General features: G+C 53.3%; 15 protein-coding genes and 1 riboswitch. Of the genes, 10 read left to right on the forward strand and 5 right to left on the reverse strand.

All coding sequences use genetic code 11. From position 1 onward, the window contains the following. Positions 1-108 precede the first annotated feature (108 nt). From E5336_RS00890 to E5336_RS00900, 3 genes are all read right to left on the reverse strand, one after another. Entirely contained in the window at positions 109-777 is a 669-nt protein-coding gene (locus tag E5336_RS00890) for a LytTR family transcriptional regulator DNA-binding domain-containing protein (protein ID WP_168353495.1), read from the reverse strand. Between the two features lie 320 nt (positions 778-1,097). Continuing rightward, positions 1,098-1,835 carry a DUF5131 family protein gene (locus tag E5336_RS00895; protein ID WP_135979212.1) on the reverse strand — a complete coding sequence of 246 codons (738 nt, stop codon included), beginning with the start codon at positions 1,833-1,835 and terminating at the stop codon, positions 1,098-1,100. Next, entirely contained in the window at positions 1,832-2,683 is an 852-nt protein-coding gene (locus E5336_RS00900) for a restriction endonuclease (protein ID WP_135979213.1), read from the reverse strand. The genes E5336_RS00895 and E5336_RS00900 overlap by 4 nt, the downstream gene beginning before the upstream one ends. A gap of 131 nt (positions 2,684-2,814) precedes the next feature. On the opposite strand from E5336_RS00900, the gene E5336_RS00905 reads away from it, so the two are divergent. Next, on the forward strand, positions 2,815-3,225 hold the full coding sequence (locus E5336_RS00905; protein ID WP_135979214.1) for a peptide deformylase: 411 nt from the start codon (positions 2,815-2,817) through the stop codon (positions 3,223-3,225). Here the strand turns inward: E5336_RS00905 and E5336_RS00910 are convergent. Then, positions 3,222-4,397, reverse strand: coding sequence for a cation:proton antiporter (locus E5336_RS00910; RefSeq protein WP_135979215.1), 1,176 nt, complete (start codon positions 4,395-4,397; stop codon positions 3,222-3,224). The two genes, E5336_RS00905 and E5336_RS00910, sit on opposite strands and share 4 nt — an antisense overlap. Before the next feature lie 46 nt (positions 4,398-4,443). Then, positions 4,444-4,509, reverse strand: a riboswitch (Fluoride riboswitch). 27 nt (positions 4,510-4,536) lie between these two features. Beyond that, entirely contained in the window at positions 4,537-5,283 is a 747-nt protein-coding gene (locus E5336_RS00915; RefSeq protein ID WP_135979216.1) for a tRNA 2-thiocytidine biosynthesis TtcA family protein, read from the reverse strand. Between the two features lie 85 nt (positions 5,284-5,368). Between E5336_RS00915 and truB the strand changes: the two genes are divergently transcribed. The 9 genes from truB to E5336_RS00960 are packed head-to-tail and all read left to right on the forward strand — an operon-like array spanning position 5,369 to position 12,913. Beyond that, on the forward strand, positions 5,369-6,193 hold the full coding sequence (truB, locus tag E5336_RS00920) for a tRNA pseudouridine(55) synthase TruB (RefSeq protein ID WP_338400911.1): 825 nt from the start codon (positions 5,369-5,371) through the stop codon (positions 6,191-6,193). Next, positions 6,193-7,137: a riboflavin biosynthesis protein RibF gene (gene ribF / locus E5336_RS00925; protein ID WP_135979217.1), complete on the forward strand. Its 945-nt coding sequence runs from the start codon at positions 6,193-6,195 to the stop codon at positions 7,135-7,137. The genes truB and ribF overlap by 1 nt, the downstream gene beginning before the upstream one ends. Positions 7,138-7,174: 37 nt before the next feature. Further along, positions 7,175-7,504, forward strand: coding sequence for an Asp23/Gls24 family envelope stress response protein (locus tag E5336_RS00930; protein ID WP_135979218.1), 330 nt, complete (start codon positions 7,175-7,177; stop codon positions 7,502-7,504). 47 nt (positions 7,505-7,551) lie between these two features. Then, the gene (gene nusB / locus E5336_RS00935) at positions 7,552-7,953 is read left to right on the forward strand and encodes a transcription antitermination factor NusB (RefSeq protein ID WP_135979219.1); all 402 of its coding nucleotides are present in this window, start codon (positions 7,552-7,554) and stop codon (positions 7,951-7,953) included. Beyond that, positions 7,950-9,290 carry an exodeoxyribonuclease VII large subunit gene (gene xseA, locus E5336_RS00940; protein ID WP_135979220.1) on the forward strand — a complete coding sequence of 447 codons (1,341 nt, stop codon included), beginning with the start codon at positions 7,950-7,952 and terminating at the stop codon, positions 9,288-9,290. Before nusB ends, xseA begins: the two co-directional genes overlap by 4 nt. After that, a complete protein-coding gene (gene xseB, locus E5336_RS00945) occupies positions 9,283-9,492 on the forward strand; it encodes an exodeoxyribonuclease VII small subunit (protein WP_135979221.1) in 210 nt (69 codons plus the stop codon). Before xseA ends, xseB begins: the two co-directional genes overlap by 8 nt. Then, positions 9,485-10,324 (forward strand): polyprenyl synthetase family protein, encoded by an 840-nt coding sequence (locus tag E5336_RS00950; protein WP_135979222.1) that lies wholly within the window; start codon positions 9,485-9,487, stop codon positions 10,322-10,324. The genes xseB and E5336_RS00950 overlap by 8 nt, the downstream gene beginning before the upstream one ends. A 23-nt stretch (positions 10,325-10,347) precedes the next feature. Beyond that, a complete protein-coding gene (dxs, locus tag E5336_RS00955; RefSeq protein WP_135979223.1) occupies positions 10,348-12,201 on the forward strand; it encodes a 1-deoxy-D-xylulose-5-phosphate synthase in 1,854 nt (617 codons plus the stop codon). Next, entirely contained in the window at positions 12,194-12,913 is a 720-nt protein-coding gene (locus E5336_RS00960; RefSeq protein WP_135979224.1) for a TlyA family RNA methyltransferase, read from the forward strand. The genes dxs and E5336_RS00960 overlap by 8 nt, the downstream gene beginning before the upstream one ends.

The following is a 12,913-nucleotide window of genomic DNA, read 5'->3' on the forward strand; positions in this document are numbered from 1 at the left end:
AAAAGAGCTGCAACGCTCTAGTGATTTCTAAAAATCACTGATTCGTTACAGCCCCTTTTTTTTTGAATGGAGAAAAGAAAAAGATATAGCGCAAGCTATACCTTGAATTTACTCGGGCATCATCAACAAGGCGCAAAACCCGTCCTCGGGCTGGTAGCACTGGATGGCGCGCGGAACGGAGAGAAATTGAAATACGCGCTGTCCTCCGTTTAAGGCGACATCCGCGATTAAAACCAGGGTCTTTTTCTCGATATTGAACAAATAGAGCGATTGATTCAACACGTTTTCCTCCTGTTTGTCAAACAAACGCAAACAGGCGTCGTTGGCGTAGTGAACGATATAATCGAGTTCGTGGCCGTCGTGGTCGTATTCGATTCCGACCAGCGCGAACGGCAAAGGGCAATCGTCGAAAATCGCGCATTGCGCGTCGATTTCGAGCTCCTGGCTTTTTTTCGAGGTGTTGAATTTCTTTTCGTGCTCGTATTTTAAAAGGCGGGGCATCCGCGCCCTCCCTTTAAATATGCTCCCGTCGCGCATCGTGTACAAATCGTCCTTGATGTTGACGATTCGGCAGGTGGCGGCGACGATTCCTTTGTTGATGGAGAGAAATTCGTCGACCGGCAGCTCGTCCACGATCGCCTTGAGTGGCGTGTACGTCTCGACAATCCGCCCGTCGATGAGGTAAATACAAGTCTTTCCCTCTTCCCGTTTGATGTATTTGATTTCGGTTGGTTCAATATGATTTTTCAGGAAGAAGCGTTGAATCTTTTTTTCCATAAATACATTCTTTCTTTCTTTTGAATTCATTATAAACCTTTATCGAAAAAAAATCGAAAAAAATATTGAAAAGAACAATACATTCAAAAACGATTCTGCCACTTGCATTGTCCGACGACATTGGGTATTATAGGAGTTGCCCAAGGATATTTAATTTTTCCTACAAGTTGAGATAAGGGAGAACGGATGTTGGTCATTTGTGTTGAAGACCCGCTACGCGTGGGGATCCTAATTTTGATCACAGTTCACCCACCTGTATATACAGGGAAAAGTCTCTGTTCTTGGGTATCATATGATAAAAAGCGGCACTGCCGCTTTTTTTATCGCTTTTTTTGCGCCAAATAGCGCGTCGCTTTTTTCGCCTGGGAAAACTGATCCATCCGCCTGATGGTGTACAAGATGTTGTCTTTCACAAAGTGGGTTCCCGTTTGATGAAAAGAGAAAGCCACGCCATTCGCCTTGGCGTCCTGATAAATTCGCTCGATCCACTCAAACCGGCAAGGCCGGGCGTACCGGCCGTTCTCGCCGGAAACGGAAACGAGTTCAATCCGCATTTGGGAAAACCAGACCCGAAAATCAATCGGCTCCAGCAGCGGCGCCGCGAAAACCGCCTTGTGTTTGCACGGAATCTTCGAAAACAGGTGCAGCCGCTCATCGGCCCGACGCTGGTTTTCACAACTGACGGCGATCATGACATGCTTCCAGCCTTCGCCCCAGTCCGCCGGCAGACATTGCCCGATTCGCTCCACCCGCTTTGTGGCAATCAAAAAACGCAAATCTTCGCGAAAGCGAATAATCGACCACGCCTCATCGCGCCAAAGATCCGCCTCCTCCAAAAAGAAGTCCGATGTAAAACAAACCGCGACCTCGGTTCCGGACGGAATTTTCCAAAATCCGTTCCGGTCTTTGCGAAGCGGCAAGTCGAACGCGGAGCTGGATTTGCATACAAGCTCCGGATCGCGCCCATGCCGCAAATCGGAGGTGTGCATGAAACAGTATTTGCAGCCTTCCGAAAGCTTATGGCAGCCATGCCACGGGTTCCATCCCGCCTTGTTCATTGAAATACCTCCTCAAAATCCAAAGGGAAGCAGCGTCGCAAATCTTCCGCCTCCAGCTCCACCACACCCGGATCGGGCACTTCCTCTTTTTGGGCGATGGACTCGATGAGCGCAAGCAGCGCCTGGCCATCGACCATTTGCACATGGGTACAGCGGGCAAACGAAGCTGCCTCTTTTGTAAACGAGCTCGTCGTCACAATGAGCAGGTGAGGCGCCTGGAAAAGCTCGTTGGCGCCAACGAGCTTTTGGACGACGGGCCGGGAAATCTTGGACGAAGGCTGGTACAGCTTACATTCCACCAGACCGAACAGCGCGCCATCTCGCTCAAGCCGCAAGTCAAACCCGCCATCGTTGGATGCCGGCGTCTGCGTAACGGTATAGCCAAGCTTTTCAAAGAGCGTCGCGCAATACGTTTCAAAACGGATGGGATCGCGTTCAAAGCGTCGAATGAGCTTTTGAAGCGTGATGTCGGCAAACGACTCGCTCCATTCCTCGCGCCGTCGTCGCGCTTTTTCGCGCTCCTCCTTGCACAAGTCAATCTCCCATCCCTGGGCGCGAAGCTGTTTTGCAAGCCGAAGCAAAAGGGCAGGCTGTTCGCATATGATCCGAAACGATCCGATCCAGAGCACGCTTTCGGGATAGATCATTTCGTTTTCTTTTTTGCGGCGGTCCTTCGTGCCATCCGCCTTGGCGTGTTTCCAATACGGAAAGCGTAGCACGAAGCGGCCCGGGGAAACGACACGGCCTGATTCCTGCGCCCGGCATTCGTCCGGCAATTCGACGCCGTAGATCGTTTCAAATCGTTTTTTTCTCTTGGTGTTTTGCCAATTCTCGATCCATCCAGCCATAAAATCTGTCCTTTCTTTTAAAAACTACATAAATTTTATCATATTTTTGGAAAGAAGAACACATTCCAAGCCGGGAAACCGCTTGCCGGACCCGATTTCTTTCGTTACAATGAAAAAAACGGAGGACTTTTATGATACGGACAATCATCCATGACGAAGCGATTCTTTCCCGGCCATCCAAACCCGCCATCAAGGCCGATCGAGGTATCGGCCAGGATTTGCTGGATACGTTAAAGGCGCATTCGCACCATTGCGTCGGCATGGCGGCTAACATGATTGGCGAGCTGAAAAACATCATCGCCATTCAGGACGGGGACGACTATGTGCTCATGTACAACCCGGTCATCACCAAAAAAAGCATCCCATACCAGACGGAGGAGGGATGCCTGTCGGTGCGCGGCGTGCACGCCTGCACCCGCTACGAGCTAATCGAAGTCGAATACAAAGACAGCCGATTCAAACGGCGGACGCAACGCTTTGCCGGCTTCACGGCGCAAATCATCCAGCACGAAATCGACCATCTGCACGGCGTCCTGATTTAAAGACGCAGCCACGACGAATACGTCCGGTCGATGAAAAACGCGCCCAGCGGAGCGGTGACCAAAATGGCGGTGACCGCGATCGTCAAAATGGTTTCCCCGCAAGCCAGACCCATGGAAAGCGGCACGGCGCCAATGGCCGCCTGCACGGTCGCCTTGGGCATGTAGGCGATCATACAAAACGCTTTTTCCTTGCGATGGAGTCCCGTGCCCAGCAGGCAGCACCAGACGCCTGCCATGCGCACAAGCAAAACGCCTAAAATCAAAACGAGAGCCGGCAGAAAACTACGCGTGGCGAACGCCACGTTGACCGAGGCGCCGACAAGCACAAACAGCACGATTTGCGCCATCGTCCAAATCGAGGAAAACGAAGTCGAAAGCGATTTCGCTTTTTTTTGATTTTGGCGTGCGACGACCATGCCCGCCGCCATCGTCGCCACCAAGCCGCTAAACGCGACCGGCCCGTTGAGCGTGTCCTCAAGCGTTACAAGCAAAAAGCACACGCTCAAGTACACGAGCACTTCCTCGACGGGATTGAGCTTCCAGCGCTTGAATCCTTGCAGCAGCAGCCAGCCTGTCGCGATGCCGCCCGCGATGCCCAAACCGATTGACGTGGGAATGCGCCAAAACGTGGACAAGTCGACACCCTGGCCCGACTGCATCGAAAGGACGACACTAAACAGGACGAGCACGACGATGTCGTCGGCGCTGGCTCCCGCCAAAATCATTTGCGGAATGCTTTGTTTTACGCCGCGGCCCGATTCCATGACTTTGAGCATGTGCGGCACGATGACCGCCGGCGACACCGCCGCTAAAACGCAGCCCGCCAGCGCGGCGTCCAGCCGCGAGAGCGGAAAGACGAGCGGCGCGAGCAGCGTCGTCGCGGCGATTTCGAAGACAGCCGGAACGAAACACATCAAGATCGCCGGCCGTCCGGCTCGTTTTAAATCGGCCAGATCGAGGTTCAGCCCGGCCCGGATCAAAATCACGATGAGCGCGATCTTGCGTAGCTGCGCCGAAATATCCAGCACGCTTTTGTCCAGCGCGTTCAACCCGTACGGTCCGATGAGGATCCCGGCTACAAGCATCCCAAGCAGGGAAGGCAGTTTGAACTTTTCGCACAGCTTGCCAAGCAGCAAGCCGGCGCCAAAAAGAATCGCGAATGAAAACAACATGAAACAATCTCCTTTCACACAAAAAAAGCCGATGGCCCATACTGAAAACAGCGTAGGGATCATCAGCTTTCGCGGTTCGATTTCTCTGGAAGATACCATTTCCGGTTTCATTGTATCATCGGATCATAAAAAGCGGTATTTATTTTTTCTCCTTTTTTGCGTTTTGCCACAAGTGGATCTGCTTTGTGTTGGAGAGCGCCGTGATAAAGTTGTCGTGCGCCATCGGGTAAGCCGCATACAACTTGTCTAGAAACTCCTTCATTTCCTGGCGCTGCGTGAAGCCGTCGTTTGGACAGACGCGCCGGACACTGGGAATGCCGTTTTCCTCGACGACGCCGACGATCTCGCTTTCCTTGAGATACACCAGAGGGCGAATCATGTCCATATCCATGCGCGACATGTACTGTTTTGGCAAAAACGTCGCCACCTTGGATCCGTGGATCATATTCAAAAACAGCGTTTCAACCGCGTCGTCGCCATGGTGGCCCAAAGCGATCTTGTTGCAGCCAAGCGCCTTCGCCTTTTCGAACAGCACGCCTTTTTTCAACGTCGAGCAAAGCGAGCACTGGATTTTACCACGATGCAGATTTTGTTCTTTTTGCAAAATTTCGAAGATTCTCGTTTTCTCGATGTAGAGCGTCAAGCCATGCTGTTTGGCGAACGCTTTCATTTTTTCGTGCTCAAAGTCCTCGAAGCCGACATCGACGTGAATGCCGCACAACTCGAAATTTTTTCCTTTGAATTTTTGATACATGCCTAAGGCGACGAACAAAAGCATGCTGTCTTTTCCGCCGCTCAAGGCCACGGCGATTTTATCCCCGTCGCCAATTAAATCAAAATCGCGATCCGCGTTCCGGATCGCCCGTAAAACCGATTGAATTTTCATAAACTCTCCATTTCGTTTCGATTATAGCACACGCCAAAGTTGCCAAACCATGAAAAACCACATACAATGAAACAGGTGATAAAACATGATGGATGGAATCCTCGTAATCAACAAACCGTACGGCATGACGAGTCACGATGTCATCGCCCGGTTGCGAAAAAAATACAAACAAAAAAAATTCGGCCATACCGGCACGCTCGATCCCAACGCGACCGGCGTGCTTGTCGTCCTTTGCGGGCGCGCGTGCAAGGCGCTGCAGTTTTTGGAAAACCAGGACAAAACGTACATCGCGACGATGGCTCTTGGCAAAAAAACGGACACGGACGACATTTGGGGCGAAGTGGTCGAAACCAGGCCGGTTCAGCCCATTGAAAACTTGCAAGCTGTGCTCGACACGATGGTGGGGGCCCAGAAACAGCAAGTGCCGGATACGTCGGCCAAAAAAATCGCCGGCAAAAAGCTGTACGAGTACCAGCGGGAAGGCAAGGAAGTGCCCCGCGTATTCGCCGATATTGAGATTTACCGCGCGAAGGTGCTGGATGAGCAGGCGATGCGCTTTGAAATCGCGTGTTCAAGCGGGACGTATATCCGCTCGATTTGCCGGGACATCGCGGCCAAGACCGGCAACGTCGGGACGATGACTTCGCTGGTTCGCACGCAGGCGGGTGGATTCGACTTGTCGCAAGCCGAAGATCTGGACGCGCCAAGCCACACGCTGCATTCGCTCGAGTCGGCGTTTGAAACGATGGAGCGCGTCGCCTACGAGCCGGTCGACGACGTGTACAACGGCAAGCCGATCGCCTGCCAGGCGGAGGCCCAGCGCATCGCCATCACAGATGCCGGAAAAATCATCGCGATCTACGAGCGGGACGAAAAAGGCGTGTACCGCTGCAAAAGGGGGTTGTGGTAATGGAAATCGTGGAAATCGAACACACGGCGATTCCCTCGCTTCCCGAGACGGTTTGCTGTGTGGGGTATTTTGACGGCTTGCACAAAGGCCATCAGCTTCTTTTGAACAAGACGCTCGATTTGGCGAAGCAGGAGCATTTGGCCAGCGGCGTCATTTTGTTCGATCCCGATCCGTGGACGATTTTTCATCCCGAGCAGACGCTGGACTACTTGACTCCGCTGCCCAAGCGGCTCAGCATGCTGGCGAAAAAAGGATTCGACTTTGTGTACATTCTTCGCTTTACGAAATCGTTCGCGGCCTTGCATGAGCAGGCGTTTCACGACGTGCTCGTCGCGATGCATGTCCAAACGCTTGTGTGCGGCACCGATTTTCATTACGCCGCCAAAAACAAGGGAAATGTCGACAGTTTGAAAAGTGATCCGCGCCTGCGCGTCGTCGCGCTGGACCCCTTCATGGAAACCCAACAGCAAAAAATCTCGTCGTCGACTATCGAACGTTACGTCAAGGAAGGGAAAATCGAGCTGGCGGACGAGCTGCTTGGCTATATGTATTCGCTGGACGGAATCATCGGAAAAGGGTTCCAGCGCGGCGGAAAGCTGCTGGGCATCCCGACCGCCAATCTGGAATGCGATCCGGACTATGTGCTGCCCGCCACCGGCGTCTATGCCGGTTTTGTGCAAGTCGGGCGGCGTCTGGTGCCGGCGATGATCAACATCGGCTACAATCCGACGTTTGGCAACGAGAAAAAAACGATCGAGGCCCACTTGCTTGATTTCAACGAAAACTTGTATGGACGCCGGGTGCGGTTTTTATTTGCGGTCCGGCTGCGTCCGGAGCAGAAATTCGCGTCGATCGAGGCGCTGAAAGCGCAATTACACAGAGATATCGTGAGCACACGCGACATTCTCGCAAAAAAAAGCGTTAAAGATTGGTGCTTTGACTAGAATTTGTTATAATGAGGAAAGAAAAGGTGATAATTTTATGGCAAAAGAATTTATTCAGCTCACATCGAAAGATGATTTGGGAACGGTAACGTTAAATAAAAGCGTTTTCTCGACGATCGCGGCCAACGTGATCGAGGAAGTCGACCACGTACAGATCTTTGAATCGAACAAACCATTCAAAAACGGGATCACGACGCGGATCGAGGACAACAAATTGTTTTTGAACATCCCGGTCAAGATCGACTACAACGCGAATGTGACCGATGTATGTGCGGCTCTGCAAAACAAGATCTTTGAAAGCATTTCTTACATGACCGACCATAAACCGGAAGCGATCCAGATTGATGTAGTCGGATTCATTTTCTAGGAAATCTTCTCAAGAGATTTCCTTTTTTCGCATAAGGAGGAATCATAATGAGCGAAAATCAACCAAAACAGCTCACACGGCACGACATGCGCGAAATCGCGCTTCGCTGTGTGTATCAGCATCTACTGCTCGGAACCGATATTCGGAAGTGCGTGTTTGACGCGATGCGCGGCAACAACAACATTGACGGATATTTGTACGCGTTGACGATTGGAACGATCGAACACGAACAAGAGTACATTGACATCATTTCCAAATACTTGCGCAAAGACTGGTCGTTCGACCGTTTAAGCGTTTTGGAGCAGGCGATCCTGCTCGTCTCTTTGCAGGAGATCCTTCAAAACGACATTCCCAAGCCGGTCGTCATTAACGAGGCGATCAAGCTGGCGAAAAAATATTGCGACGATGATTCCTACAAACTGATCAACGGCGTCCTCGATCAACTATGAGCGCCCGCGTCGTTCCCGTATCGGCGCTTTTAACGCGCTTAAAAAACGTCATCGCGCAAAGCGTGCCGCTGGATGGCGTTTGGATCCAGGGCGAAATCAGCAACCTCACCAAACACCGCAGCGGCCACTACTACTTTTCCATCAAAGATTCCCGCAGCGAAATGAGCTGCGTCATGTTCGCCTCCTATGTCAACCGCCTGCGCTTTAGCGTGGAAGAAGGCATGCAGGTGCTGGTCAACGGCTCCGTCAGCATTTACGAGCAGCGCGGATCGCTCCAGCTGTACGTCAAGGCGATGCGCCCGGAAGGCATCGGCGAGCTGTATCTTGAATTTGAACAACGAAAACGGCGTCTCGAACAGCAAGGCTATTTCAGCGAGGAAGCCAAAAAGCCGCAGCCGGCCTGGATCGAAAACATCGGGATCGTGACCGCGCGCGACGGAGCCGCGCTTCAGGATGTGCTGGTCACTTTGAAAAAACGCTGGCCGATGATGAACGTCACGCTTTATCCCGCTCTGGTGCAAGGACGCGACGCGCCCGCCTCGCTCATGCAGGCCCTTCGCCGCGCCGACCGGGGCGGCCATGACGCGCTGCTGCTTGTGCGCGGGGGCGGAAGCTTTGAGGATTTGTTTTGTTTTAACGACGAAAACCTCGTCAAGACGATTTACGATCTCGACACGTTTCTTGTCGCCGGCATCGGGCATGAAGTCGACACGACGCTGGCCGAACTGGCCGCTGATGTGCGCGTCGCGACACCGACTTACGCCGCCCAGCGCGTGTCCCGCGACCAATACGACGCCTTGCGCTGGATCGAAGGCGCCAAACAGTTTTTAACGGACCGCACCCGGCAAATGATCGCGCATAGCCGCACCGTGTTGTCGAGCTATGAGAACAATCCGTATTTGCGCGATCCGCTCATGTGGGTCGTTGAAAAACAAATGCGGCTCGATCAGCTGTCCGGCGCGCTGGAAAACGCCTTGACGAAACGATACGAAATGGCATGCATCCGGGAGCGTTCGCTCAAAGACGCGCTTTGGGCCGCCTCGCCGCGGCACGCCATCGAGTCCGGCCGGCAGAAGCTGGATTCGGCGCGAGGCTTGCTGAATCAAAACACCAGGACGCAGCTGCGTCATCAAAAAGAGCGGTTCGCCCGCAGCGTGGCACTCTTGGACGCCTGTTCGCCGCTACAGGTTTTAAGCCGCGGCTACGCGATCGTGCAAGCCGAAGGCAAAGTGGTGCGCGCCGTCGACGAGGTTCGTCTTGGCGAGGAAGTCCGAATCACGGTATCGGACGGCACACTGAAAGCGGCTATCACAAAAAAGGAGAAAACGAATGGCTGAAAAAACGACATTTCGCCAGGCGATGGAGCGGCTGGACGAAATCGTAACCAAACTCAACTCCAACACGCTGGAGCTGGAAGAAGCGATGAAACTGTTCGAGGAAGGACTGAAGCTTTCCAGGCAGTGCGAAACGCAGCTCAAGCGGTTTGAAAACAAGATGAACGCGTTAATGGTGGATGAAGGAGAGAAAAAAGATGTCTGATTTCAACGCCTATATCCAGGAAAAAATTTTCGCCCTGGCCCCTTCGCCGGTGCGCGACGCGATGGAATACTCGTTGATGAATGGCGGCAAGCGCGTTCGGCCGCAGCTGCTTTTCGACGCTTTGAAGGCGTATGGCATCGCGCCGGAAGCCGGATATCCGATGGCGGCCGCCATTGAAATGGTCCACACGTATTCGCTCATTCACGACGATTTGCCGGCGATGGACGACGACGACTTGCGCCGCGGCAAGCCTTCGTGCCACAAGGCGTTCGACGAGGCCACCGCGATTTTGGCGGGCGACGGCTTGCTGTCGTACAGCTTTCAGATGGCGCTGCAAAGCCCGGTCAGCGATCGGCAAAAAGTGCAGCTCGCCGACAGTCTGGCGCAATACGCCGGATGCGAAGGGATGATTCTTGGCCAGTCGCTGGATTTGGAGGCGGAACAGCGCGAGGATTCGACGCTGGATCAGATTTTGGAAATCGACCGGTACAAAACCGGCCAGCTGCTTGTCCTGCCGCTCGTGTCGGCGGCGATTTTGGCCGACCGCGAGCAGGACATTCCCGCCTGGATCGCCATTGGCACGGCGCTGGGCATCCAGTTTCAAATCGTCGACGACATTTTGGATGCCACGAGCACGGAGCAGGAAATGGGAAAATCGCTCAGCGACGCCCGCAATCACAAAGCAACGGCCGTGTCGCTGCTTGGACTGGAAGAAGCCAAGCGCTACGCCAGACAATCTCTGGAAGGCATCGAGGCGTGGCTGGACCGGCTCGCGCTGGAAGACGAGGCGCTACGAAGCACGATCCACGCGCTGCTGGATCGAAAAAAATAAAACATTAGAATAGGAGGCGGCGTATGAAGATTACCGATATTCAATCCCCGGATCAAATCAAGTCGATGTCGACCAAACAGCTGCAAGAGCTGGCGGACGACATCCGCATGTTCCTGATTGGCTCGATTTCCAGAACCGGCGGGCATTTATCCAGCAATCTAGGCGTCGTGGAGCTGACGATTGCGCTCCATTATGTCTTTCACTCGCCTAACGATAAATTTTTGTTCGATGTCGGACACCAAAGCTACACCCACAAGATCCTGACCGGACGCGCCGGCGCGTTTTCGACGCTTCGCAAGCACAACGGCCTTTCCGGTTTTCAAAAACGAAGCGAAAGCGTGCACGACGCCTGGGAGGCCGGGCATTCTTCCACTTCGCTTTCCGCCGCGCTGGGGATGGCGATCGCCCGGGATTTGCAGCATGAAAACTTCGAGATCATTCCCATTATCGGCGATGGCGCCCTGTCGGGAGGCATGGCGCTGGAAGCGCTCAACGACATTGGCGTCAGCCACAAAAAGATGATCATCATTTTTAACGACAACAACATGTCGATTTCGAAAAACCACGGTGCCATTGAGAAACGGCTGACCAACTTGCGCTCGTCCAGCTTGTACCGGCATATGAAGCAAGACGTCAAGACAAATTTGAATCAGACGAAAACCGGCGTCAATTTGCTTCATTCCCTGACGCATTTGCGCGACTCGCTCAAAGACTCGCTCGTGGACGCCCCTTTGTTCAAAGAATTCAATCTGGATTATCTTGGACCAGTCGACGGACACAATATTCCGGCTTTGATCAAAGTGCTGGAAACCGCCAAAGAGCACGAAGGTCCGATCGTGGTGCACGTCATCACCCAAAAAGGGAAAGGATACAAGCTGGCGGAGCAGGACCGCACCGGAAAATGGCATGGCGTCGGCCCGTTTGATCCAGCCACGGGAAGACTGCTTGTCAAGCTGCCGCCACAGGAGATTTCCTGGTCGCAAGTCATTTCCAACACGTTGATCGACTTGGCGGCGAAAAATCCAAAAATCGTAGCCATTACGCCCGCGATGGCGCAAGGCTCGAAGCTGCTGGAATTCGCCAGCCGCTACAAAGACCGCTTTTTTGACTGCGGTATCGCCGAACAGCACGCTGTGACGATGGCGGCCGGCATGGCGGTGGGCGGCCTGCATCCTTTCGTGTCGATATACTCGTCTTTTTTGCAGCGGGCTTACGATCAAATCAACCACGACGTGGCGAGAATGAACGTGCCGGTGGTGTTTGGGATCGACCGGGCCGGTCTTGTCGGCGACGACGGGGAAACGCATCAAGGCATTTACGACATCGCGTTTTTGCGCAGCATTCCGAACCTTGTCCTTTCGCAGCCAAAAGACGCGAAAGAGGCGCAAAACCTGCTTTACAGCGCGTTCGCGTACAACGGGCCGTTTTGTATCCGCTACCCGAGAGGCAACGTCCATTACGCGCCCAACGAGCGGTATGAAGCCATCGAAATCGGGACGTGGACGTGTCACATTGTCGGGATACCGGAACAAATCGTCATCACTTACGGACCGGATGTCGACCGGCTCATTCAAAAAGCCAGGGAAAACGCTATGGGCGTCATGGTCATCAACGCGCGCTTCTTTAAGCCAATCGACACGAAAATGCTCGACACGGTCTTTAAGGAAAACCTTCCGGTGACCGTGTTCGAGACGGATTGTGAAATTGGCTCGCTATCGAGCGCGATTTTGGAGGCGATGAACAAGAAAGACCACCAAATCGACATCATTGGCATTCAGGACCACTTTGTTCCGCAAGGCTCGATCCGGGTGCTGCGCCAGGAGGAAGGCATTGATATCGACACGGTGTTTGAAAGGCTGGAGCGCAAAAATGCCTAGGCTCGATCAGGCGTGCCAATCGTACTTTCCGACGCGGACGAAGGCGCAGGACGCCATCAAAGCAGGACGGGTCATGGTCAATGGCAAAGTTGTCACGAAGCCGGCGTATGTCGTCGACGAAGCCGATCAAATCGACATCGAGAAAAAAGAAGTGGAATACGTATCCCGGGCCTTTGAAAAACTGGACGCCGCCCTGCACGCTTTCGATATCGACTTGACAGGACAAACCGTTCTCGATATTGGCGCCAGCACGGGCGGCTTCACGCAGGCGGCGCTTCTGGCCGGCGCGCGCAAAGTGTACGCGCTCGATGTCGGCCACTTGCAGCTGGATCCGGGTTTGGATGCCGACGAGCGAGTCGTTAAAATGGAAGGCAGAAACGCCAAAGCCATCGAGGCGAACTGGTTCGACGATCCAATCGACTTTCTTTGCATGGATGTCAGCTTCATTTCCGCCAAAACCGTTTTAGCCCACGTGCTGCCGGTTTTAGACGTCCGGCATCTGGTCGTGTTGGTCAAGCCGCAATTCGAATGCGGACCCCAGGCTTTGAATAAAAAAGGCGTATTGAAAAATCCGAAGCTGCGCCAGCGCATTTTGGAGGATATGGAATCGTTTCTGCGCCAGTATTATAAAAAAGTAGAGCAAATCGACTCGCCAATCAAAGGGCGAAGCGGAAATTTGGAAGCGCTGCTTTACGCAAAAGAAAAGAGGTGA

This window comes from Dubosiella muris (genome assembly GCF_004793885.1).
Lineage (GTDB): Bacteria > Bacillota_I > Bacilli_A > Erysipelotrichales > Erysipelotrichaceae > Dubosiella > Dubosiella muris.